Annotated in this window: 21 protein-coding genes; 15 read left to right on the plus strand and 6 right to left on the minus strand. The window is 39.6% G+C overall.

Annotated features, from left to right (window positions below; translation table 11 throughout):
• Positions 1-79: 79 nt before the first annotated feature.
• On the minus strand, positions 80-1,354 hold the full coding sequence (gene gltA / locus AC1M9D_RS03435; RefSeq protein ID WP_035269948.1) for a citrate synthase: 1,275 nt from the start codon (positions 1,352-1,354) through the stop codon (positions 80-82).
• Positions 1,355-2,396: 1,042 nt separating this feature from the next.
• On the opposite strand from gltA, the gene sdhC reads away from it, so the two are divergent.
• The 10 genes from sdhC to AC1M9D_RS03485 all read left to right on the plus strand — a co-directional run bounded on the left by sdhC (position 2,397) and on the right by AC1M9D_RS03485 (position 14,884).
• Positions 2,397-2,795 carry a succinate dehydrogenase, cytochrome b556 subunit gene (gene sdhC, locus AC1M9D_RS03440; protein ID WP_179997761.1) on the plus strand — a complete coding sequence of 133 codons (399 nt, stop codon included), beginning with the start codon at positions 2,397-2,399 and terminating at the stop codon, positions 2,793-2,795.
• Positions 2,795-3,160: a succinate dehydrogenase, hydrophobic membrane anchor protein gene (sdhD, locus tag AC1M9D_RS03445; RefSeq protein WP_035268511.1), complete on the plus strand. Its 366-nt coding sequence runs from the start codon at positions 2,795-2,797 to the stop codon at positions 3,158-3,160. The genes sdhC and sdhD overlap by 1 nt, the downstream gene beginning before the upstream one ends.
• Positions 3,161-3,172: 12 nt before the next feature.
• Positions 3,173-5,071: a succinate dehydrogenase flavoprotein subunit gene (sdhA, locus tag AC1M9D_RS03450; RefSeq protein ID WP_035268510.1), complete on the plus strand. Its 1,899-nt coding sequence runs from the start codon at positions 3,173-3,175 to the stop codon at positions 5,069-5,071.
• A 14-nt stretch (positions 5,072-5,085) separates the two neighbouring features.
• Complete coding sequence (locus AC1M9D_RS03455) at positions 5,086-5,796, plus strand: succinate dehydrogenase iron-sulfur subunit (protein ID WP_035268507.1); 711 nt, start codon at positions 5,086-5,088, stop codon at positions 5,794-5,796.
• Positions 5,797-6,536: 740 nt separating this feature from the next.
• Entirely contained in the window at positions 6,537-9,359 is a 2,823-nt protein-coding gene (locus AC1M9D_RS03460; RefSeq protein ID WP_481611510.1) for a 2-oxoglutarate dehydrogenase E1 component, read from the plus strand.
• A 17-nt stretch (positions 9,360-9,376) separates the two neighbouring features.
• Positions 9,377-10,597, plus strand: a complete 1,221-nt coding sequence (gene odhB, locus AC1M9D_RS03465) for a 2-oxoglutarate dehydrogenase complex dihydrolipoyllysine-residue succinyltransferase (protein WP_035268505.1) — start codon at positions 9,377-9,379, stop codon at positions 10,595-10,597.
• Between the two features lie 60 nt (positions 10,598-10,657).
• Positions 10,658-12,091 (plus strand): dihydrolipoyl dehydrogenase, encoded by a 1,434-nt coding sequence (gene lpdA, locus AC1M9D_RS03470; protein WP_035268502.1) that lies wholly within the window; start codon positions 10,658-10,660, stop codon positions 12,089-12,091.
• Between the two features lie 167 nt (positions 12,092-12,258).
• Entirely contained in the window at positions 12,259-13,425 is a 1,167-nt protein-coding gene (gene sucC / locus AC1M9D_RS03475; RefSeq protein WP_481611511.1) for an ADP-forming succinate--CoA ligase subunit beta, read from the plus strand.
• A gap of 12 nt (positions 13,426-13,437) precedes the next feature.
• On the plus strand, positions 13,438-14,328 hold the full coding sequence (sucD, locus tag AC1M9D_RS03480; protein WP_035268498.1) for a succinate--CoA ligase subunit alpha: 891 nt from the start codon (positions 13,438-13,440) through the stop codon (positions 14,326-14,328).
• A 76-nt stretch (positions 14,329-14,404) separates the two neighbouring features.
• Positions 14,405-14,884 carry a hypothetical protein gene (locus AC1M9D_RS03485; protein ID WP_481611512.1) on the plus strand — a complete coding sequence of 160 codons (480 nt, stop codon included), beginning with the start codon at positions 14,405-14,407 and terminating at the stop codon, positions 14,882-14,884.
• 4 nt (positions 14,885-14,888) lie between these two features.
• On the opposite strand, the gene rsmD is transcribed toward AC1M9D_RS03485, so the two are convergent.
• Positions 14,889-15,440, minus strand: a complete 552-nt coding sequence (rsmD, locus tag AC1M9D_RS03490; protein WP_481611513.1) for a 16S rRNA (guanine(966)-N(2))-methyltransferase RsmD — start codon at positions 15,438-15,440, stop codon at positions 14,889-14,891.
• Positions 15,441-17,549 carry a penicillin-binding protein 2 gene (gene mrdA / locus AC1M9D_RS03495; RefSeq protein WP_481611514.1) on the minus strand — a complete coding sequence of 703 codons (2,109 nt, stop codon included), beginning with the start codon at positions 17,547-17,549 and terminating at the stop codon, positions 15,441-15,443.
• 236 nt (positions 17,550-17,785) lie between these two features.
• Here mrdA and AC1M9D_RS03500 point away from each other — a divergent pair, with 236 nt between their 5' ends.
• The 4 genes from AC1M9D_RS03500 (at position 17,786) to AC1M9D_RS03515 (ending at position 20,645) form a co-directional block, all read left to right on the plus strand.
• Positions 17,786-18,301, plus strand: coding sequence for a hypothetical protein (locus AC1M9D_RS03500; protein ID WP_481611515.1), 516 nt, complete (start codon positions 17,786-17,788; stop codon positions 18,299-18,301).
• A 64-nt stretch (positions 18,302-18,365) separates the two neighbouring features.
• Positions 18,366-19,682: a DUF445 domain-containing protein gene (locus AC1M9D_RS03505; RefSeq protein WP_035268489.1), complete on the plus strand. Its 1,317-nt coding sequence runs from the start codon at positions 18,366-18,368 to the stop codon at positions 19,680-19,682.
• Positions 19,683-19,757: 75 nt separating this feature from the next.
• Positions 19,758-20,417: an adenylate kinase gene (adk, locus tag AC1M9D_RS03510; RefSeq protein ID WP_035268488.1), complete on the plus strand. Its 660-nt coding sequence runs from the start codon at positions 19,758-19,760 to the stop codon at positions 20,415-20,417.
• 75 nt (positions 20,418-20,492) lie between these two features.
• Positions 20,493-20,645, plus strand: coding sequence for a hypothetical protein (locus AC1M9D_RS03515; RefSeq protein ID WP_481611516.1), 153 nt, complete (start codon positions 20,493-20,495; stop codon positions 20,643-20,645).
• Here AC1M9D_RS03515 and nth read toward each other — a convergent pair.
• Positions 20,621-21,343: an endonuclease III gene (nth, locus tag AC1M9D_RS03520; protein WP_481611517.1), complete on the minus strand. Its 723-nt coding sequence runs from the start codon at positions 21,341-21,343 to the stop codon at positions 20,621-20,623. The two genes, AC1M9D_RS03515 and nth, sit on opposite strands and share 25 nt — an antisense overlap.
• Positions 21,344-22,135 carry an RnfABCDGE type electron transport complex subunit B gene (locus AC1M9D_RS03525; protein ID WP_481611518.1) on the minus strand — a complete coding sequence of 264 codons (792 nt, stop codon included), beginning with the start codon at positions 22,133-22,135 and terminating at the stop codon, positions 21,344-21,346.
• Between the two features lie 336 nt (positions 22,136-22,471).
• Between AC1M9D_RS03525 and gdhA the strand changes: the two genes are divergently transcribed.
• Complete coding sequence (gdhA, locus tag AC1M9D_RS03530; RefSeq protein WP_481586470.1) at positions 22,472-23,815, plus strand: NADP-specific glutamate dehydrogenase; 1,344 nt, start codon at positions 22,472-22,474, stop codon at positions 23,813-23,815.
• A 49-nt stretch (positions 23,816-23,864) separates the two neighbouring features.
• Here the strand turns inward: gdhA and AC1M9D_RS03535 are convergent, their stop codons facing one another.
• Positions 23,865-24,641, minus strand: a complete 777-nt coding sequence (locus tag AC1M9D_RS03535; RefSeq protein WP_481611519.1) for a DUF4377 domain-containing protein — start codon at positions 24,639-24,641, stop codon at positions 23,865-23,867.
• Positions 24,642-24,716: the final 75 nt, after the last annotated feature.

Here is a 24,716-nt window from a genome sequence, read left to right on the forward strand (position 1 = left end):
GAAAACAATATTTTGTTCTTAATCAGATAATAAAAAAACCACCCAAAGGGTGGTTTTTTGACTGTCGACGCAGTTCGAATTAACGAACGATATCGCGTTGAACTTCGCCAGTGTAAAGCTGACGAGGACGTCCAATCTTGTATGGGCCGCTGTGCATTTCTAACCAGTGGCTGATCCAACCAACAGTACGTGCAAGTGCGAAGATTACAGTGAACATTTCTGTTGGGATACCAATCGCTTTAAGGATGATACCTGAATAGAAGTCAACGTTTGGATAAAGGTTACGCTTGATGAAGTATTCATCAGAAAGTGCGATACGCTCCAATTCCATTGCTAAAGCTAACTGTGGATCATTGATACCTAAAGCACCAAGAACTTCATCACAAGTTTCTTTCATTACTTTAGCACGTGGATCGAAGTTTTTATAAACACGGTGACCGAAGCCCATGAGTTTAACTTCTTTAGTCTTCACTTTTTCCATGAAGCCAGCAACGTTTTCTACAGAGCCGATTTCATCAAGCATCTTAAGAACAGCTTCGTTTGCACCACCGTGAGCAGGACCCCAAAGTGCAGAGATACCAGCAGCGATACATGCATACGGATTAGCACCAGTAGAACCAGCTAAACGTACTGTAGACGTAGAAGCATTTTGTTCATGGTCAGCATGAAGCGTGAAGATACGATCCATTGCTTTTGCAAGAATAGGGTTAACTTTGTAATCACGATCTGCTGGAGTAGCAAACATCATGTACAAGAAGTTTTCAGCGTAGCTTAAGTCATTACGTGGGTAAACGAATGGTTGACCAACAGTATACTTGTAGCTCCACGCAGCAAGCGTAGGGATCTTAGCAATCAAACGGATCGCAGTAATTTCACGGTGATCAACATTTTCGATATCAAGGTTGTTGTGATAGAACGCTGATAACGCACCAACAACACCAACCATAATCGCCATAGGGTGTGCATCACGGCGGAAACCGTTATAGAAGCGGCTAACTTGATCGTGAACCATAGTGTGGTTACGAACTTTAGCGTCAAACTCTTCTTTTTGCTCAGCTGTAGGAAGCTCACCATTTAATAATAAGTAGCAAGTTTCTAAGTAATCGGCTTTAGTAGCTAGTTGGTCGATTGGATAACCACGGTGTAATAGAACACCTTTATTACCATCGATAAATGTGATTTTAGACTCGCAAGACGCTGTAGCCATAAAACCAGGATCAAAAGTGAAGTGACCTGCGGCCAATACATCTTTAACGTCGATTACATCTGGGCCCAATGTGCCGCTGTAAATTGGTAATTCAATTTCTTTGCCATCAAGCTGTAATACGGCTTTTTTGCCAGTTGCTTCAGACATTCAATAGATCTCCTGTCCTGGTGAATGTTTTATCTAACCCGAAATAATCTGTTGTAATCCGTGAGTTAGACGGTTTCAAAATTTGCTCTAAGCTTAGTGAGTAGTCAAAAATTGTCAATTATACTTATGGATAAAAATGACGACCTAAAGTGACTGGTTCTAAACTCAGTTAATCAGTAGGAATTTATCTGCTTTTCACTAGCGCCGCCGTATAATAAGACAAATTCAACGGTAGTGGCATAAAAAAAAAGACAAAAACGTGCATATTTTGATGATTTAAACCAAGTAATGCTTGATTATTAATACCTTTTATCAATATGTTAAAGGTTGTGAAAAGCGATTGTTTATAGAATTTGTCTGTTTTTTTAAGATGATAGACTGAATAAATAGACCAATAATGACAATGAAATATTTTTTTTCACTTTATTTACTAATTGATTAAAAAGTGTTTAATTCATGATGTTTCATTACATTTTAAGTGATGAGCTCAACATTAGAAAATGAAGTTCATTTTGTAATTAATTTATAAGTGCATATGATTTTTATCCTTTTTTACATTTGAAATTACTCAATTCAATTAGATAAAAAAACAATGACCCTGTGAGCAATATTCATTTTTCTAATTAGTATTAAAAGTACAAATTATTTGAGAATTAAATTTCTTTAAGTTTTTGAAAAATAAAATAAATATTATATTTCTTAAAAAAAATATATTTTTGTAGTGAGTTGTGCTTTAGTCTAATTAAGACAAATCGAACATTTGAGTTCAGTAACACTAAATTAAAATAAATTGATATAAATATTAATGGCTTAGTGTTTGTATTTAAATAAAGAGATGACTTGACTGTAAGAAAGTAGATGTAAATGATTCTTATTTAAAAATATTTTATGGTTGACGCCTGCTTCGTAGGTTTGTAATTTGAAATTGCACGTTTTATAATTCCGTGTCGTATAAAGGTTTAGACAATTTATTTGTCTAACAAATGCCAGCTTTCCTTCGAATTAATTCCAACAAACTCCGGATGGAGTTTTTAACTACAGGATGCCCGCTGTGAAAAGCAACAGACCTGTCAATTTGTCCATGGGTCAAGTTTTAGACGTAAACTTAAAATCCCCTGTGGCTATTGCATCTATTTTACACCGTCTTTCAGGTGTCATCGTATTTTTACTCGTACCAGTTCTTTTATGGATCTTAGACAAATCATTGTCTTCTCCTGAGGGCTTTGCACAAGTTCAAGCTATTTTTGATAGCTTTATCGTGCGCTTCATCGTATGGGTATTTGTCGCTGGCTTAATCTACCACTTCATCGCAGGTATCAAGCATTTGCTTGCTGATATGGGTATCGCTGAAGAGTTACAAAGTGGTCGTGTAGCAGCAACAATCGCATTAATTTTATCTGCAATTGGTATCGTTGCATCATTTGTATGGATCGTACTCTAATGAAAAGTGCTACTGGTTTAACGGGTTCAGGTTCTCGCGATTGGTTTATCCAGCGTGTAAGTGCTGTAGTTTTAGCTGTTTATACTGTTGTGGTGTTTGGTTGGATCCTTTGTAATGGTGGTTTCAACTTCGAACAGTGGTACGGCTTTATGATGACATTACCAATGAAGATTTTATCTTTATTGGCAGTCTTATCTCTTGTTGCACACGCATGGATTGGTATGTGGCAAGTATTCACTGACTATGTGACGACTCGTCAAATGGGTCCATCAGCATCAGGTTTACGCCTAGTACTGACTTCAGCAGTCATTATTGCTGTATTTGCATATGCGATCTGGGCAATCCAGATTTTTTGGGCGAATTGATAGGAAACAATCATGGGCGCTATAAACCCTAAAGAAGATTATACAAATATTCCACACGAAACTTTCGATGCTGTCATCGTTGGTGGTGGTGGTTCTGGTATGCGTGCTTCTTACCAACTTGCTCAAGCTGGTTTGAAAGTTGCGGTATTGACTAAAGTATTCCCAACGCGTTCTCACACTGTAGCTGCACAGGGTGGTATTGGTGCTTCTCTTGGTAACATGCAAGAAGATAACTGGCACTACCATTTCTATGACACAGTAAAAGGTTCTGACTGGTTAGGTGACCAAGACGCAATTGAGTTTATGACTCGTGAAGCGCCACAAGTTGTATATGAACTTGAACATCTAGGTATGCCATTTGACCGTAACGCTGACGGCACAATCTACCAACGTCCATTTGGTGGTCACTCTGCGAACTACGGTGAAAAAGCTGTTCCTCGTGCTTGTGCTGCTGCCGACCGTACAGGTCACGCACTTCTTCACACGCTTTATCAAAGCAACGTGAAAATGGGTACACAATTCTTCGTAGAATGGATCGCTCTTGATTTGATCCGTAACGAAGCAGGGGATGTACTTGGTGTTACAGCAATTGACCAAGAAACAGGTAAAATTGCAGTATTCCAAGCGAAAGCAACATTGTTCGCAACTGGTGGTGCTGGTCGTGTTTACCGTGCATCTACAAACGCATATATCAACACTGGTGACGGTCTTGGTATGGCTGCTCGTGCAGGTATTCCATTACAAGATATGGAATTCTGGCAATTCCACCCAACAGGTGTTGCAGGCGCAGGTGTATTGTTAACTGAAGGTTGTCGTGGTGAAGGTGCAATCCTTCGTAATAAAGACGGTGAACCGTTCATGGAGCGTTATGCTCCAACTTTGAAAGACTTAGCACCACGTGACTTCGTATCACGCTCTATGGACCAAGAGATCAAAGAAGGCCGTGGTTGTGGTCCTAAAGGTGATTATATCCTTCTTGATATGACGCACTTGGGTGCTGATACGATCATGAAACGTCTTCCATCTGTATTTGAGATTGGTAAGAAGTTCGCGAACGTTGACATCACAAAAGAGCCAATTCCTGTTGTGCCAACAATCCATTACCAAATGGGTGGTATTCCAACTAACATTCATGGTCAAGTTGTTGTTCCTGAATCGCGTGAAACTACTCCGCTAGAAGCACATTACGACAAAGACAGCGATACTTATTCTACCAATGCTGCGGATCGCAATTTCACTAAACCAGTGAAAGGTTTCTATGCGATTGGCGAATGTTCATGTGTGTCTGTACACGGTGCTAACCGTTTAGGTACAAACTCATTGCTTGACTTAGTTGTATTTGGTAAAGCTGCTGGCGAACATATCATTGACTATGTGACTAAGCATCACGGTGATGAATATGCGCCGCTTCCAACAACTGTGCTTCAGCAAACTGTTGAGCGTATCCGTCGCTTAGATGAGTCAACTTCAGGTGAAAACGCGCAAGAAGTTGCTGATGCAATTCGTGATATCGTTCAAGACCATGCAGGTGTATTCCGTACAACTGAACTTCTTGAAAAAGGTGTGAAAGAGATTCTTGCACTTGAGCCTCGTATCCGTAATATCCACTTAAAAGACAAATCAAAAGTATTTAATACTGCACGTATTGAAGCACTTGAAGTGGAAAACTTATACGAAGTTGCAAAAGCAACCTTAATCTCTGCAGCTGCACGTAAAGAATGTCGTGGTGCGCATACTGTTGTAGATTTTGAAGAATCTCCAGATCATCCAGCATATCCTTACGGCCGTCGTGATGATGAGTGGATGAAGCATACTTTATGGTTCTCTGCTGATAACCGTCTTGAGTACAAACCAGTACGTTACAAGCCTTTATCAGTTGATGCTATTCCACCTAAACCACGTACATTCTAATTGGGAGAAGTAAGATGAGTAGAGGTACTCGTACATTTAATATCTACCGCTACGATCCTGATAAGGATAAAGCACCGTACATGCAAACATTCAAGCTTGAGTTGACTGATAAGCACCGTATGTTGCTTGATGCGCTACTTGCATTGAAAGTTCAAGACGAAACTTTAACGTTCCGTCGTTCATGCCGTGAAGGTATTTGTGGTTCTGATGGTGTAAACATCAATGGTAAAAATGGTTTAGCGTGTCTTTGGAACCTAAACGATTTGCCAGAAGTAATTACTATTCGTCCATTACCAGGTCTTCCAGTAATCAAAGACTTGGTTGTAGACATGAATCAGTTCTATGATCAGTACGACAAAATTCAACCGTTCTTGATTAATAATCAACCTGCACCACCTAAAGAGCGTTTACAATCTCCAGAAGAGCGTGAGCATCTTGATGGTTTGTATGAATGTATTCTTTGTGCATGTTGTTCAACATCTTGCCCATCATTCTGGTGGAACCCTGATAAATTCTTGGGTCCTTCAGCATTGTTGAATGCATATCGTTTCATTATTGATTCGCGTGATACTGCAACTCAAGACCGTTTGGCTCGTTTAGACGATCCTTTCAGTTTATTCCGTTGTAAAGGTATCATGAACTGTGTATCAGTATGCCCTAAAGGTCTAAATCCAACAAAAGCGATTGGTCACATTCGTAGCATGTTGTTAGATCAAGCTGGATAATGCTGTTCCAAAAAAAAAGCACACTTAGGTGTGCTTTTTTTTTAATCAAAACTTGATGTTAAATTTAGTTTTCGAGATATTTTGGTTGAAGTGGTTAGATTTGCCCCAATCATAAAAAAATATGCACTTTAGGGATAAATGAAAACGTTTTGCATCTGCAAATATCTTTTTAAAATGTTAAGATATCGGTTTTATGATCCAAGTTGCATGTATTTAAATCTATAGTTTTAGGCTTTAGTCTAATAATTATGAATTTTAATAGAATTTATCTAAATGCACCTTATATTATCTCAATGGTTTATAGTTGTATTTAGCTAATTTATGAATGGTATGTGTCAATAAAATCAGTTTGAAGTGAAGTTCATGATAGGATTTGAACAAAATTTTTAGCATGAATATTATTCAATCTGTACATTAAATCAACATTTTGGTGGTTTGGTGTTAAGCTGAAAGCAGGGATAATGAAATTGAAAAGTTGCTTTAGAAAAGACTAATATTTTTATTTTTTTCTAAGTCAATTTGCAAAAATTGCTCGGTAATTTTATCGAGTATAAAGATGAGTGATGATGCCAATGAGGGCGTTATGATTCGTCATTGGTATTAGAAACTCTCTAATGCTATACGCCCCATGGTCTTTTGTACCAGATGGGTGAATGTCAATTTACCGATTTGGCATTATCAATCATGGGCGAGCTTAGAAAGCTCCCTGTAATGTTTTGCAATAGGAAATGGGTCCACAAATGCAAGAAGTTGCTGACGCATTGCGTCTTGACACTGAACTTTCCGCTGACAGTGCAGCGTATATTGAAGAACTTTATGAGCAGTATTTAGTTGCTCCAGAATCAGTCGGTGCTGATTGGCAAGAATACTTTGGTAAGTTCCCAAAAGGGGATCAACCACACAGCAATGTACGTGAGCAATTCCTTTTATTGGGTCGTAACTCAAACCGTATTCAGCCTGTCGTTCAAAGTTCAGTTAGTTCTGAGCATGAGCGTCGTCAGATTGGCGTATTACAATTAATCGCTGCATACCGTAACCGCGGTCATCAAAAAGCAAAATTAGATCCATTAGGTTTGGCAAAACGAGAAGAAGTGCCTGATCTTGATCTAGCGGCTCATGGTTTAACCAAATCTGACTTAGATACTGTATTCAATACAGGTAATCTTGCAATTGGCAAAACTGAAGCAACTTTAGGTGAAATGGTCAATGCGATGGAGGCGACGTATTGCGCTTCTATTGGTGTTGAATATATGCACATTGTTGACACTAAAGAGAAACGTTGGATTCAACAACGTCTTGAAGGTGTGAAAGGTCAATTTGGTTTTTCAGCAGAACAAAAGAAACATGTTCTTGAGCGTTTAACTGCAGCTGAAGGCTTAGAGAAATTCTTAGGCAATAAGTATGTTGGTGCTAAGCGCTTTGGTGTGGAAGGCGGTGAATCTTTCATTCCGATGGTTGATGCTGTTATTCAACGCGCAGGTTCTGTGGGATGTAAAGAAGTTGTGATCGGTATGCCACACCGTGGTCGTCTCAACTTGCTTGTCAATATCATGGGTAAAAACCCAGCAGATCTTTTCGGTGAATTTGAAGGTAAATCACTTCACAAGAAAGGTTCTGGTGACGTTAAGTATCACCAAGGTTTCTCGTCAAACGTAATGACTCCAGGTGGCGAAGTTCATTTGGCATTGGCATTTAACCCATCACACTTAGAAATCGTAGGGCCTGTAGTTGAAGGTTCAGTACGTGCTCGTCAAGTTCGTCGTAAAGACATTGGTGGTGATGATGTATTACCAGTAATCGTACATGGTGATGCTGCATTTGCTGGTCAAGGTGTGAACCAAGAAACCTTCCAAATGTCACAAACACGTGGTTATACGGTAGGTGGTACAGTTCATATTGTTGTCAATAACCAAGTTGGTTTTACAACATCAGATCCACGTGATGCACGTTCTACTGAATACTGTACTGATATCGCGAAAATGATTCAGGCACCTATCTTCCATGTGAATGGTGATGATCCTGAAGCTGTATTGTTTGTTGCTCAACTTGCACATGATTTCCGTCATACTTTCCGTAAAGACGTTGTTATCGATATGTTCTGTTACCGTCGTCGCGGTCACAATGAAGCAGATGAGCCAGCAGCAACTCAGCCAATGATGTATCAAGTCATTAATAAGAAAACGACGACTCGTGCATTATATGCTGACAAATTAGTACAAGAAGGTGTAATTGATCGTGCGACTGCAGATCAGATGATCGAAGATTACCGTGCTGATTTAGAAGCAGGTAAGCATGTTGCGAATGCACTTGTACTTGAACCGAATAAAAAAATGTTCGTTGACTGGACGCCATACTTAGGTCACGAATACACTGACGTTTGGGATACTACTTTCCCTGAAGAGCGTTTAAAAGAACTTGGTCGCAAAATGCGTGAGCTTCCTGAAGGCTTCGTGATGCAGCGTCAAGTTTCTAAGGTGATCGATGATCGTCTTAAAATGCAAACTGGTGAAATGCCATTGAACTGGGGTGCAGCTGAGACTCTAGCTTATGCTTCGTTATTGGACGAGGGTTATCTTGTTCGTTTAACTGGTGAAGATGTTGGTCGTGGTACATTCTCGCATCGTCATGCGAAGCTACATAACCAAGTTGACGGTTCGACGTATATTCCACTTTGTCATATTAAAGAAAATCAACCGCGTACAGCGATTTATGACTCATTATTGTCTGAAATGGCAGTATTGGCATTCGAATATGGTTATGCAACAACTCTACCTAAGAGCTTAATTATTTGGGAAGCACAATTTGGTGACTTCGCGAACTGTGCTCAAGTTGTTATTGACCAATTCATTGCTTCTGGTGAGACAAAGTGGGAGCGCGTTTGTGGTTTAACGATGCTTCTTCCACATGGTTTTGAAGGTCAAGGTCCAGAGCACTCATCTGCTCGTTTAGAGCGTTTCTTACAGCTATGTGCTGAAGAAAACATGCAAGTGATGACGCCTACAACTCCTGCACAGATTTTCCATGCTTTACGTCGTCAGGCGATTCGCCCAATTCGTAAACCAATGATTATCATGTCTCCAAAGTCATTATTACGTCATAAATTAGCGGTATCTAATCTTGATGAATTAGCGAACGGCACTTTCCAAACTGTGATTGATGAAGTTGATAACATCAATAAGTTGGATGTGACACGTGTAGTGCTTTGTGGTGGTAAGGTTTATTACGATTTACTTGAAAAGCGTCGTGAAAATGAATTGAACAACACTGCTATTGTTCGTGTTGAACAATTGTACCCATATCCAGAAGCACGTTTAGCGGAAGTACTTGCACAATATCCAAACGTGAAAGAGCTTGTTTGGGCGCAAGAAGAACCGAAGAACCAAGGCGCTTGGTTATTCATCGCACCACGTTTGTACGAAGGTGTTATGAAGTCAGGTCAACAAATTCAAATCAGCTATGCAGGACGTGAAGCATCTGCTGCACCGGCTTGTGGCTCACCATATTTACATGCAAAACAACAAGCACAACTCGTTAACGAAGCGCTTGCGATCGTAGCAGAATAATCAGGAGAATCTTAAGAATGGCAACCGAAATTAAAGCACCGGTATTCCCAGAGTCAGTTGCAGACGGAACAATTGCAACTTGGCACAAACAACCAGGTGAAGCGGTATCACGTGATGAAGTGATCTGTGATATCGAAACGGATAAAGTTGTACTTGAAGTTGTTGCTCCTGCAGATGGTACGATTGCAAATATCATCAAAGGTGAAGGCGACACAGTTCTTTCTGATGAAGTAATTGCTACATTTGAAGCAGGTGCTGTTTCAGGTGCTTCTCAAACTCAAGCTGTTCAATCTGAAGAGAAAGTTGAGCAAGCTGCTGCTGCTACAGAAGCGGGTGCTGCTCCTGTTGTTGAACGTGCTCAAGCTCCTGTTCAAGACCAAGCTCCAGCTGTTCGTAAGGCATTAACTGAAACTGGTATTAATGCATCAGAAGTTTCAGGTACAGGTCGTGGTGGCCGTATCACTAAAGAAGATGTGGCGAATCACCAATCTAAACCAGCTGCTCCTGCTGCTGCACCATTAAGCGTAGCTGTAGGTGAGCGTATTGAAAAACGTGTTCCTATGACACGTCTTCGTAAGCGTGTGGCTGAGCGTTTACTTGCTGCAACGCAAGAAACAGCAATGTTAACGACGTTCAACGAAGTCAACATGAAGCCAATCATGGACATGCGCGCTCAGTACAAAGATGCTTTTGAAAAGCGTCATGGTGCTCGTTTAGGCTTTATGTCATTCTTTGTTAAAGCTGCGACTGAAGCACTTAAACGCTATCCAGCTGTAAATGCTTCAATTGATGGTGATGATATTGTTTATCACGGTTACTATGACATCGGTGTAGCGGTATCTTCTGACCGTGGTTTAGTAGTTCCAGTATTACGTGATACTGATCGCATGAATTATGCTGAAGTTGAAAATGGAATCCGTGATTACGCATTCAAAGCACGTGATGGTAAGCTCGGCATTGAAGACATGACAGGTGGTACATTCACGATTACTAATGGTGGTACTTTCGGTTCATTGCTTTCAACACCAATTTTAAATACGCCACAAACTGCAATTTTGGGTATGCATAAAATCCAAGAGCGTCCAATGGCGGTAAATGGTCAAGTTGAAATCTTACCAATGATGTATTTAGCGCTTTCTTATGACCACCGTTTAATTGATGGTAAAGAAGCAGTAGGTTTCCTTGTAACAATCAAAGAATTGTTAGAAGAACCAGCTAAACTTATCCTTGATCTTTAATTCTAAAGAATAAATCCATGGGCTTAGAGCGATCCTCTAGGCCCATTTTTGGAGAGAAGAATGTCTCAACAATTTGATTTAGTAGTAATCGGCGGTGGTCCAGGTGGTTATGAAGCTGCTATTCGTGCAGCACAACTGGGTTTCAAAGTTGCGTGTATTGAAAAGCGTATTCATAAAGGAAAACCATCTTTAGGTGGTACTTGCTTGAACGTGGGTTGTATCCCATCTAAAGCACTTTTAGACTCTTCACATCGTTATGAAGATACTGTTCATCATTTAGATGATCATGGTATTACAACGGGCGAAGTGAAATTTGATCTTCAAAAGTTACTTGCTCGTAAAGATAAAATCGTCAACCAACTTACAATGGGTATCGATGGCCTATTGAAAGGTAACGGTATTGAATGGTTGCAGGGTACAGGTAAATTATTAGCTGGTAAAAAAGTTGAGTTTGTTCCACATGAAGGTGAAACTCAAATTTTAGAACCTAAATATGTCATTCTTGCTTCTGGTTCTGTTCCTGTAAATATTCCTGTTGCTCCTGTAGATCAAGATCTTATCGTTGATTCTACTGGCGCGCTTGAATTCCAAGAAGTACCTAAGCGTTTAGGTGTAATTGGTGCAGGTGTAATTGGTCTTGAACTCGGATCAGTATGGCGTCGTTTGGGTGCAGAAGTTGTTGTTTTTGAAGCAATGGATGCATTTTTACCAATGGCTGATAAAGCTTTGGCTAAAGATTACCAAAAAGTATTAACGAAGCAAGGTCTTGATATTCGTGTTGGCGCAAAAGTAGCTGGTACAGAAATCAATGGTCGTGAAGTGACAGTTAAGTATACTCAAGGTGGCGAAGACAAAACTCAGACTTTCGACAAATTGATCGTTTGCGTAGGTCGTAAAGCATATGCAGAAGGTTTATTAGCAGAAGATTCTGGCATTAAACTTACTGAACGCGGTTTGGTTGAAGTAAATGATTGGTGTGCAACTTCTGTTGAAGGTGTATATGCAATTGGTGACTTAGTACGTGGTCCAATGCTTGCACATAAAGCAATGGAAGAAGGCGTAATGGCTGTTGAACGTATTCATGGTCACGCAGCTCAAGTGAACTATGACACGATTATTTCTGTGATCTATACACACCCTGAAGCGGCGTGGGTTGGTTTAACAGAAGAACAAGCGAAAGAAAAAGGTCACGAAGTTAAAACAGGTCAATTTGGTTTCGCAGCGAATGGTCGTGCGATGGCAGCTGGAGAAAACGCTGGTTTCGTGAAATTTGTTGCTGACGCTAAAACTGATCGTTTGCTTGGTATGCACGTGATTGGACCTGCTGCGTCTGATATCGTTCACCAAGGTATGATCGCACTTGAATTTGTATCAAGCGTTGAAGATCTTCAATTAATGACATTTGGTCACCCCACATTCTCTGAAGTAGTTCATGAAGCTGCGTTAGCAGTAGATGGGCGAGCAATTCATGCGATTCAGCGTAAACGTAAATAACACAAAAAAGAGCGGCTGAGGCCGCTCTTTTTGCATTTGGTGGTTGTTTTTGTTTGAATAATCATCTAAAACTAGAATACTAAATTTAATAAATGCCAATATTTATTGCGAAGGAAGTTTAAATATTGGCGTGTCATAAAAAGTGAAAAGTAGTAAAAGGTAAAACAATGAATTTACACGAGTATCAGGCGAAATCGCTGTTAAAAAAATATGGTATGCCAGTTCAGGAAGGCATCATCGCTACAAATGCAGAGGAAGCAGTAAAAGCATTTGAACAGCTAGGCGGCAAATTCGCTGTTATGAAAGCACAAGTACATGCCGGTGGGCGTGGAAAAGCTGGCGGCGTTAAAGTCGTTAAGTCAGCTGATGAAGCAAAAGAATATGCTTCGCAAATTATTGGTAATCGTTTAGTTACATATCAAACGGATGCAAATGGGCAACCTGTTAACAGTGTACTTGTTGCAGAAGATGTCTATCCAGTTGAGCGTGAATTGTATTTAGGCGCAGTTGTTGATCGTTCATCTCGTCGTATTACTTTCATGGCTTCTACTGAAGGTGGTGTCGAAATTGAAAAAGTCGCTGAAGAAACTCCAGAAAAAATTATCAAAGTTGAAGTAGATCCATTGGTTGGCTTACTTCCTTTCCAAGCTCGTGAAGTCGCTTTTGCTTTAGAGCTGAAAGATAAACAGATTAATCAATTTGTTAAAATTATGTCTGCAGCTTATCAAGCATTCGTAGAAAATGATTTCGCATTGTTTGAAATTAATCCATTGTCAGTCCGTGAAAATGGTGAAATTTTGTGTGTCGATGCCAAGGTCGGTATTGATTCGAATGCTTTATATCGCTTGCCAGAAGTTTCTGCTTTAAGAGATAAATCGCAAGAAAATGAGCGTGAGCTTAAGGCGTCTGAGTTTGATCTTAACTATGTTGCTTTAGAAGGTAATATTGGTTGTATGGTGAATGGTGCAGGTCTTGCGATGGCAACCATGGACATCATTAAACTCTATGGTGGTCAACCTGCAAATTTCTTGGATGTAGGTGGTGGCGCAACGAAAGAACGTGTAATTGAAGCATTCAAGATCATTTTAGCGGATCAGTCAGTACAAGGTGTACTGATCAATATATTTGGTGGTATTGTGCGTTGTGACATGATTGCTGAAGCAATTATTGCAGCGGTTCAAGAAGTAAATGTAACAGTACCTGTTGTTGTTCGCTTAGAAGGGAATAATGCAGAACTAGGTGCAAAATTACTTGATGAATCTGGTCTTAAACTAATTTCTGCAAACGGCTTATCTGATGCCGCAGAAAAAATTGTTGCTGCAGTAAAAGCATAAGGAGTATCAATCATGAGCGTATTAATTAATAAAGACACTAAAGTATTGGTACAGGGCTTTACGGGTAAAAATGGTACATTCCACTCAGAACAAGCTTTGGCTTATGGTACTAAGGTTGTGGGCGGGGTGACTCCAGGTAAAGGCGGTCAAACTCATTTAAATTTACCTGTATTCAATACAATGAAAGATGCAGTGAAAGAGACTGGTGCTGATGCATCGGTCATTTACGTTCCTGCACCATTTGTATTGGATTCTATCGTTGAAGCAGTTGACTCTGGCGTTGGACTGATTGTTGTTATCACTGAAGGTGTACCAACCATTGATATGCTGAAAGCGAAACGCTATCTAGAAACCAATGGAAATGGCACTCGGTTAGTGGGTCCAAACTGTCCAGGTGTTATCACGCCGGGTGAATGTAAGATTGGTATTATGCCAGGACATATTCATCAGCCAGGACGAATCGGTATTATTTCGCGTTCTGGTACGTTGACCTATGAAGCTGTAGCACAAACTACGAAGTTAGGATTAGGTCAATCAACGTGTATTGGTATTGGTGGAGATCCGATCCCTGGTATGAATCAGATTGATGCTTTGAAACTGTTCCAAGATGATCCAGACACAGATGCAATTATTATGATTGGCGAGATTGGTGGTACAGCTGAAGAAGAAGCAGCAGAATATATCCAATCAAATGTGACGAAACCTGTTGTTGGTTACATTGCTGGTGTGACTGCTCCGAAAGGTAAGCGAATGGGTCATGCTGGTGCTATTATTTCTGGCGGTAAAGGAACAGCAGAAGAAAAATTCGCTGCGTTTGAGCGTGCTGGAATGGCATATACACGTAGCCCAGCTGAACTTGGCTCAACGATGTTAGAAGTACTAAAAGAAAAAGGTCTAGCTTAATCCTTTAAGTAAAAAAGCCTCCTGAGTGGAGGCTTTTTTCATGCATAATAATAAGAGATAGAAACGTAAAATTAATATGATTCAAAATTTTAAACTTTATTTACAAGCTTTGATGTTTTTTTCTATTTCTGCCGTTCACGCGAATTCCTTGGATCATGATGAAAATACGAATGATCAAAATCTCATTTTTAATTTTTTTGAAGCTCAGCAAGAACTTCACTATGAGCCTGCCATAGAAGATTTAAATAGTGAACAGACGAAGATTGCAGAATTAAATGAGAAAGAATATTCGAGATTTGATGTATTAACGCATTCAATTTTTCAATCCGAACGTATTAAGTTTTTTAATTTCACAGCTTTTGATCGGAATGAATTGAAGAATAAACTTGATACAGGTCATTTTGACTTATCAAATCTGGAACAATTAAGCATTACGTTTGGATATGGTGTTGAGTATTTGCTGAAAGAGAATCAAACGATAGGATACGAGTTTTTATCCTCGTTTCCCTACGATCGAGGCAGATTGATTCGGATTTTTTGGAATCAGACATTTTAAATGTCTAATCTATTTTGCGATAAAGGCCTGATTTAACTGTTCCAGCTTTAGTTTCTTTTATGAGGTGCCATGAAGAAGGTAGATTAAGTGATGACAATGGTTGATTAGCTTCGACATAAATAAATGCATCTGCTTTGAGTTTTTGGTCAATTAATGAAGCCAACTCCTCCCAAAGATTTAAATTATAGGGCGGATCTAAAAAAACTACATCGAATTGATTGTTTGAGAGTTGTTTTAGCGCGATTTGGGCAGTGCTTTGAATAAGTTTTGCATTATTCACATTTAAAAGCGCTAAGTTTGATTTTAAAAATTTATTTTGCTCTAAATTAGGTTCGATCATCGTGACATGAGCTGCCCCTCGAGATAGCGCTTCAAAACCTAATGCACCAGATCCAGCGCAAACATCTAGCACCTGCGCTTGTTGAATATCCCACATTAACCAATTAAATAAAGTTTCGCGTACACGATCTGGTGTTGGTCTTAAACCCTCAATAGTGGCAAAAGGTAATACACGGCGTTTCCATTCACCACCAATGATACGGAGTTGATTTTTCATTTATTGACTCGTGTTGCGTTGAGTGTCAGTGTTTGCATTCGTTGCATTCGTTGCATTCGTTGCATTCGTTGCATTCGTTGCATTCGTTGCATTCGTTGCATTCGTTGCATTCGTTGCATTCGTTGCACTGTTGTTGTTACGTGATGTTTGGAGTTCACGAGGAAGTGCATTTGGATCGGCTGACAAATTAGTAGATCCGCTAGGTAATTCACCAGGCTTAATGCCTGCTGTCATTAAGCCGCCGCTGACAACATGATTCATCGGCTTTATTGGCTTACGATCACGATGGAGTAACCAATAATCTAATACAGGACGTGCGAGCGCGGTTGCTCCCGAACCTCCACGACCATTTTCCCATATCACTGCAATCGCTATTTCTGGGTTGTCGGCAGGGGCGAAGCCTACAAATAAGCCGTGATCCAGTTGACGTTCAGTTAATAAAGCTTCGTTATACTTTTTACCTTGCGCAATACTTTTGACCTGAGCGGTACCTGTTTTACCCGCAATTTGATATTGTAGTCCACCACGAATCCCTTTACCTGTTCCAGATTGGATCACATCCACCATGGCATCACGCATCTTAATCCAATCTTCATCAGTACCATTGAAGGCAATTTTATAATCTGGTGCATTGTGAACTTTGAATTGCTTTGTTCCTTTGGTTTCACGTAATACATGCGGTGTAACATGGGCGCCATGATTTGCGGTAATTGCAGTTGCCATCGCGAGTTGTAAAGGGGTAGAAGTGAATGCACCTTGCCCAATACTGACTGAGATTGTTTCACCTTTGAGCCATTTAGAATTGCGAGTACGCATTTTCCATTCTGGCGAAGGATACAAGCCTGTACTTTCGCTAGGAAGGTCTACACCCGTTTTCTCACCAAATCCAAACTGACGCATCCATGTGTTCATACGATCAATCCCCATCTGGTAAGAAAGAACGTAATAGTAAGTATCACAAGAGACAACAATGGATTTGTGCATATTGACTACACCATGACCCGTTTTTTTCCAGTCGCGGAATTTGTGAGAGTCTCCTGGTAAGTGGAAATAACCTGGATCTGAAATAGCAGTTGACCAATCGACAATACCGTAGTGAATACCCCCTAATGCAGCCATAGGCTTAATGGTAGAACCTGGTGGATAAGTCCCTTGAACTGCTCGGTTATAAAGTGGTTGATCTAAATTGTCACGAAGTGCACTGTAGTCCGTATGACTGATACCGGTTACGAATAAATTTGGGTTGAAACTCGGACTTGAGACGAGCGCTAAAATTTCACCTGTACGTGGATCCATTGCAACAATTGCACCACGACGCCCCGCAAGTTGCTCAGCAGCTACGGTTTGGAGACCATAATCAAGTGATAAATAGAGGTCATTACCGCGTACAGAATCTTTACGCCCTAATTTCCGTAAGACATTACCGAAAGCATCTGTTTCAATAGACTCAAAGCCAGGTGAGCCATGCAACAGGTCTTCATAAAATTTTTCTACACCAATTTTACCGATCAGGTTTGTACCTGCGTAAGCATCTTTATCAATGCTTTTGAGTTCTTTGTCGTTAATACGACCGACATACCCAATAACATGGGCAAATAATTCACCATGTGGGTAATAACGCGTCATTTGGGTTTCAATAGAAACACCAGGAAATTTAAACTTTACTTCACTAAATTTAGCGATATCTGTTTCAGTTAAGTTTAGTTTAAGCGTTACACGTTCAGTCTTTTTTGCGGTTTTCACACGACTCATGAAGCGTTCGATGTCTTCTTCGCTCAAGTCAATAATCTTTCTAAGGCGTTCTACCGTGTCTTCAATATCAGGCACATCCGCTTTACTTAATGTAGCCGTAAAAACTGGATAATTGTCAGCTAGTAGAATGCCGTTACGATCAAAAATATAACCGCGGGCAGGGGAAATCGGTTGTAAACGAATTCGGTTTTTGTCCGATGCATCTTTAAATTGGTCGTAATGCACAATTTGTAGATACGCATATCGAGACAATAAAACAAGTAAAAAAAAGATTACCACGCAAATAGCAAACACCACTCGACTGCGAAAAATTCGCTTTTCTTGTTGTACATTCTTCAGTGGGAACTGCTGCTTCATAGATCTTTACTTTTTTGCGGGTAAAAGCTGACTTTATATCAAAGTATTTTAACTCAGATTGACTATAAAATTTGAAAAATTAATAAATAGTTCGTATGTTATAAAAATTAAAATTTGACCAAATAGACACTAATTTTAAAGCTTGTTGTATATAAGAACGAAAATTATTCTGTTAAAGTCGAAGCACTATGGATGAATAATAATATTGTTCTCAGTTTGAGAGAATGGAGAAAATAATGAGAAAAATCGTTTCCTTTGCTGTCATGATGTGGGTAGGGAATTTAGCATACGCAGATTTTTCATCGTTTTATCCTGAAGCAAAATTGAAACCAGAACAATTTTCTAAAATAAATGTGGGTGCTGGTGTTACACAACGGTTAGCGCATGGGAATTTAGAATACGTCACTCCATACGGTATTGGATACGGAAAGCTTGGCGCTTTCTTAAGTGACGACCACGATGTGGGCGCTCAAGTCGGTTTTCGTTATCCAATAATTCTCGGAACTAAGGACTTAAATGGATTTTATTTAGGTGCATTTGCTGGTCATCTAAAGTCAAAAACAGTCAATGGTGAAAAGGAATCTCAACTCGGTGGTGGTATAGATTTATCTTATGTCATGCTGAATAAAGAAAGAATTAGTACATTTAGTGTAGGGATAAAAGCAGGAGAGGAAATCACGCAAGGAAACCAAGTGATTTTTGAAACTAAACCAGAACTACAGTTTGCTTACACCTTAAGTGTAGGATTTTAGAAAGCTTTATGGTTTTATACCTCAAGTTCGACTGCAATTAGATATATGAATATGAGAGTCATGAATGTTTGGATATGTGAGTGATTTGTGGCAAGCCTTCGTCAATCGACCTGATTTTTATGCAGTACTGAGTATTATCCCAGTAACCGCATTTGTGACTTGGGCTCACGTCTGGATGGCACTCAAGATGGTGTTTTATCCAATTAAGTTTTGGGGTTTTCACTTAGGTCCGCTTCCGGTGGGATGGCAAGGAATTGTTCCACGTAAGGCAGGACGTATATCGGGTATTATTACCGACAATACACTATCAAAACTTGGCTCCTTACGAGAGTTCTTAGATGCGATGGATCCCGAGGATACTGCTCGTATCATTGGTGAACAGGTTGGCTTTGAGTTAGAGCACTTAATTGATGAAGTGATGATGGATCGCAATGCGGTTCTATGGGAAAACTTACCTTACTCAATCAAGCGACGTATTTATGCGCAAGCACATAAGCAACTTCCAAATGTTTTGAAAGAGCTCGTAACCGAATTAACTTTAAATGTTGAGTCGCTCGTGGATATGCGTGCGATGGTAGTGAGTCAAATGGAAGGCGACCGTCAATTGATGGTCAATATGTTCCTAAAAGTGGGTCAAAAAGAAATTAACTTCATTTGGCATATCAGTGCATTAATCGGTATGTTCTTTGGTATCTTCCAAATGATCGTTTGGTTTGTCGTGCCTTGGCATTGGACTGTACCATTCTGGGCAGCAATTTGGGGCTTTTTAACAAATTGGATTGCAATTTGGATGGTATTTAATCCAGTTGAACCACACTATATACGTTATCCACAATTCTTTGAATTAACGAAAGATCGTAAATTCCCTTGGATAAAACCTGTCATTCCACGCATTGGTTCTTATAATATTCAAGGTGCGTTTATGAAGCGCCAAGAAGAAGTATCTGATGTATTTGCCCGTGTAGTGACTGAAGATTTGATTACATTGAAATCTATTATGATGGAAATGATGTATGGTGGAAAAAAAGACAAAACACGCCGTATTGTTAAACGTCATATCAATGAAATCATGGAAACACCATTGGTTCGTACATCATTACAGCTATCTTTAGGTCCAAAAGAGTATGCAAAACTCAAGACAGACTTGATCGATCGCTCAATTGAAATTACGATGGTGCCTGTATGCGACCCAGCTTTTAATGCGAGCCGCGCACAGAAAATCTATCAAATGTTTAAAGAACGTATCCGTGAATTAACGCCGCGCGAGTTTCAAAATCTATTACGTCCTGCATTCCAGGAAGACGAATGGATCTTAATTGTGCTAGGTGGGGTAACAGGTTTCTTCGCGGGTCTGATTCATTTATTTGTGGCTTTCTTATAAATAGATGCTGGATTGGTGCCTACCAAAGACATTAACCAAGTATCGTCGATATAGTTAAAATGAGGATGTTTATTTATGCGCATTATATTACTCGGACCACCTGGAGCAGGTAAAGGTACTCAAGCTCAGTTGATCTGCAAGCGCTACAATGTCCCACAAATTTCAACCGGTGATATGCTCCGTGCTGCAATTCGTGAAGGAACTGAACTCGGTCTACAGGCAAAATCTGTAATGGACAATGGTGGTCTAGTTTCTGACGAACTGATTATTGGTCTGGTTAAAGAGCGTATTGCACAACCAGATTGTGCAAATGGTTGTATCTTTGATGGTTTCCCTCGTACGATTCCTCAAGCTGAAGCTTTGGAAAAAGAAGGCATTGATATTGATCACGTGATCGAAATTGATGTGCCTGATGAAGAAATCGTTAAACGCTTATCGGGTCGTCGCCAACATCCAGCATCAGGTCGTGTTTATCATATCGTCTACAACCCACCAAAAGTGGAAGGCAAAGATGATGAAACTGGTGAAGATTTAGTTCAGCGTCCAGATGACCAAGAAGAAACAATTCGTAAGCGCTTAGGTTCATATCATACTGAAACTGAACAGTTGGTTGGCTTTTACCAAGGGCGTGCAGCTTCAGGTGAAAATGCGCCAACGTATGATAAGTTGAATGGACTTCGTCCTATTGAAGAAGTTCAAAAAGAACTTTTTGCAATTTTAGATCAAACTAAATAACCATTATTCAGCTTTGACAAAAAAGAAGCCCTAAGTCATATTAGGGCTTCTTTTTTATGATGTGAAGGTAAACAAGTGCAAAATATTGCCATTATTTTATTGATGCTTGCATGCTTGGCAGTATTGTCTTTTTTGGTATTTATAAGTTTTAAATTACTTCGCGATAGTCAAAAACAGATGAAATTAGATAAAGAGAAAAAAGATCAAAAAAAATCTGTTGATCGTTGAACCTGTTTTAAATCGATCTGTCTTGTCGCTCCATATTCGAAACGTTCAGGCCAGTTGCACACATCACTCACAACACACTCGTTGCACTTTGGCTTCCGCGCAATACAGCAATAACGTCCATGTAAAATTAACCAATGATGAGCGTCTACAATAAACTCTTTTGGAATCACTTTAACTAGACGGTGTTCAACTTCGAGTACATTTTTTCCTACCGCAAGTCCAGTACGATTACCTAATCGGAAGATGTGGGTATCAACTGCCATGGTTGGATGACCAAAAGCGGTATTTAATACCACATTTGCAGTTTTTCGACCTACGCCTGGAAGTGCTTCTAAATCAGCACGGTTGTTAGGAACAATACTGTTGTGTTGTTTAATCAATATTTCACAAGCTTTGATGACATTTTCAGCTTTAGAGTTATAGAGACCTATTGTTTTAATATAAGATTTTAATCCTTCTACACCTAAGGCATAGATTGCTTCAGGTGTGTTTGCTACAGGGAAAAGCTTATCTGTGGCCTTATTTACGCTTACATCAGTGGCTTGTGCTGACAAGGTTACAGCAACTAACAACTCAAAGGGTGAAGAATAATTCAGCTCTGTTTTAGGGTTTGGGCGTTGAGCTCTTAATCTTTCAAAAAAAATTTGAATTTGCTTTTTTGTCATGTTTTTTACAGTTTTAGGTGTTTTAACGTTCATTTAAACACCCTCAATTGAATTGAGTTTTTCATATAAAGCACTGAGTTGCTCTTGCTTATCGAGACTCTCACGTACAGCAAGTTGTTTTTCAAGCTTTTTAATTTGTGTACGTAATTTAGCAAGTTCGATTGTAGATTTTGCATCTAATGTCTTATGTAGCGCTGTTTTTTTTATCGTTTGAATAGTAGGTACGGATTGTAATTGTTTTGAAAATTGAGCAAAAAGCGCAGTATCAATTTCAGCTTTAACGACAGGACCTTTGCGATGAAGACTGCGATTTTCCTCACGTTGAATATGAGCATAATAACGATTTCTAAGATCATTTTGTTCTAAGATGCGGGCTTGCTCATTTGGTATGGGCTGTAAATCTTCAACAAGATCGATACAGTCGACTGGACAAGGTGGTATACATAATTCGCATCCAGTGCAAAGATCAGTTAACACAGTATGCATTAACTTTCCTGATCCAATGATGGCATCTACAGGGCAAGCACTGATGCATTTAGTGCAACCGATACACTCGTCTTCACGTATGATCGCTTTCATACGCTGTGGGCGACCATCAGATTGAATTGGCCAAACGCTTTCTTCAGCTTTGAGCTTAGGGCGATTCAGTAAGTGAGCAATTGCGTCAGCAACAGGTTGACCGCCAGGGACACATTTATTCGCGTCTTCTCCTTCTACAATAGCTTTAGCATAAGGTAAACAACCATCACGGTGGCCACATAGGCCACATTGGGTTTGAGGTAGGAAAGCATCAACTTGTTGTATCAATGAGATTTGTGCGTGCATGTACGTTAAAACTTAATCAAGCGAAAAGGAGATCATAGGTGTGAAATATGGATGATTTTAACATGATTAGTGTTAGTTTTGGGTGCGCTGTTATGGGTCATTTATTGAGCAATAAAAGCGCCGAATAAGTATTAATCCATAATTAAAAGTAATGAATTTGATAATTAAAAATTATTAAATACTATAATTAAGTAATTGAAATTAAAAAAATATTAAAAAAAATTATGAAAACTATTGTACAGTGCCTGTAAAAGATATTTAATACTTTGCGCCAAAACTTATCAATATATTGAAATTTTGACCAATTTTGATCCATTTTCTGCTGAGGATTAAGCGTTGAAATACAACAGCCTTAACGACTTCCTAGACTACGTTAAAACACGTGATGCACATCAACCAGAATTTCTTCAAGCTGTTGAAGAGGTGATGACAAGCTTATGGCCTTTTATTGAAAAGAACCCTAAGTATGCAGCTCATGGTTTATTAGAACGTTTAGTTGAACCTGAACGTGCGATTCAATTCCGCGTTTCTTGGGTTGATGATCAAGGTCAAACACACGTTAACCGTGCGTTCCGTGTTCAGTACAACTCAGCAATTGGTCCATTCAAAGGTGGTATGCGTTTCCACCCTTCAGTGAACCTTTCAATCCTAAAATTCTTAGGTTTTGAACAGACTTTCAAAAATGCGTTAACTACACTACCAATGGGTGGTGGTAAAGGTGGTTCTGATTTTGACCCTAAAGGTAAATCAGAAGGCGAAATCATGCGTTTCTGCCAAGCACTCATGATCGAGTTATACCGTCACTTAGGTTCTGACACAGATATTCCTGCGGGTGATATTGGTGTTGGTGGCCGCGAAGTTGGTTACATGGCGGGTATGATGAAGAAGCTCAGCAATGACACTTCATGCGTATTTACAGGTAAGGGTTTAACTTTTGGTGGTTCACTAGCGCGCCCTGAAGCAACTGGTTACGGTACAGTGTATTTCGCTGAGGAAATGCTTAAGACTCGTAACGACAGTTTCAAAGACAAGGTAGTTACAATTTCTGGTTCGGGTAACGTTGCACAGTTTGCTGCTGACAAAGCAATGTATTTGGGCGCAAAAGTTGTTTCACTTTCAGATTCAGCTGGTACTGTATACATTAAAGATGGTTTAACTCCAGAGCTTTTAGCTGAAGTAATGGAGCTTAAAAATGTTCAACGTGGTCGTATCTCTGAGTTTGCAGCGAAGCATGGTTTTGAATATCTTGAAGGGCAACGTCCTTGGGGTATTAAGTGTGATATCGCACTTCCATGTGCAACACAAAATGAATTAGATGCTGATGATGCGGATAAATTGCTTGCAAATGGTGTGATTTGCGTAGCTGAAGGTGCAAATATGCCTTCTACACTTGCAGCAGTTGAAAAATTCGTTGAAGCAAAAATTCTATATGCTCCAGGTAAGGCATCCAATGCAGGTGGTGTTGCAACTTCTGGTCTTGAAATGTCTCAAAATGCGCTTCGTTTAGGTTGGTCTTTCGAAGAAGTAGATGAGCGTTTACATGCAATCATGAAAGAAATTCACCGTAACTGCGTAAAATTCGGTACTCAAGAAGATGGTACTGTGAATTACGTAGATGGTGCGAACATTGCTGGTTTCGTAAAAGTTGCTGATGCGATGTTAGCTCAGGGCGTATTCTAAGAATATATTCAAGAATAAAAAACCGAGGCTTAGCCTCGGTTTTTATTCTTTATAGAGAACCTTTTACAGCTTCACGCTCTACAGCCATATCAAAAATATAAGCATACTTTGACTGATCTGCAGCAGGATTTTTGATTTCATAGCGTTTTACACGAATGATTTGACGTTCATTCGGACTATGAGAAAAACCTTCAATTTGATCGTAGAATAAAGTCCAGTCTTTATCGACTTGCGTTTTAATACCACTATCGTTGTATTTTATTTCTCTGACTTGTAGACAAGTTTGGGGAGCTACACCAGTACATTGTTTAGTTTCTGGCGAAATTTCAAGAAATATGGTTTCACCTTGAGTTTTGTATTTTGTTTCAGGTGTCATTTTACCCGTGAAGATAATCTTTTCACCATTCGGCTGTACCAAAGTCAACGTTGGATTATCACGATCATTTAAATTAAGCACGAAAGGAACAGCAGCTTGGGAGAATAGATTTCCAGCAAAGCGTTCTTGTTCGGCAGCCAAACCATTACATCCCTTCATGGTAGATGCAAGTTGAGCAGCTACGATAGTATTGTTTTTTAGCTCAAATCCGCCAAATAAAGTATTGCAGCTCGTATGAATTGAAAGTTTTTTATCAGCGGTGAAGTTTAAAGTGATTGGTTGAGGCGCATTTTGTGGATTGGCTTGCCATTGGTATGCAGCGAGAGTTTGATCAGCATTTTGTTGTTGAAGCACAGACACAGCTAAATCCCCAGCTTTTTGTAGATCGGAAGTCTGACACGCAGCAAGTGTGATAGGCAAAATAGCCAAGGCAATTAATTTTAATTTCATAACAAGTTTTCTAAATTGTATTGATCAGAGGAAGGATAACGCAGGACATCTAAAAAAATATGGATACATTCTGCA

The organism is Acinetobacter sp. ANC_7682, from assembly GCF_056779795.1.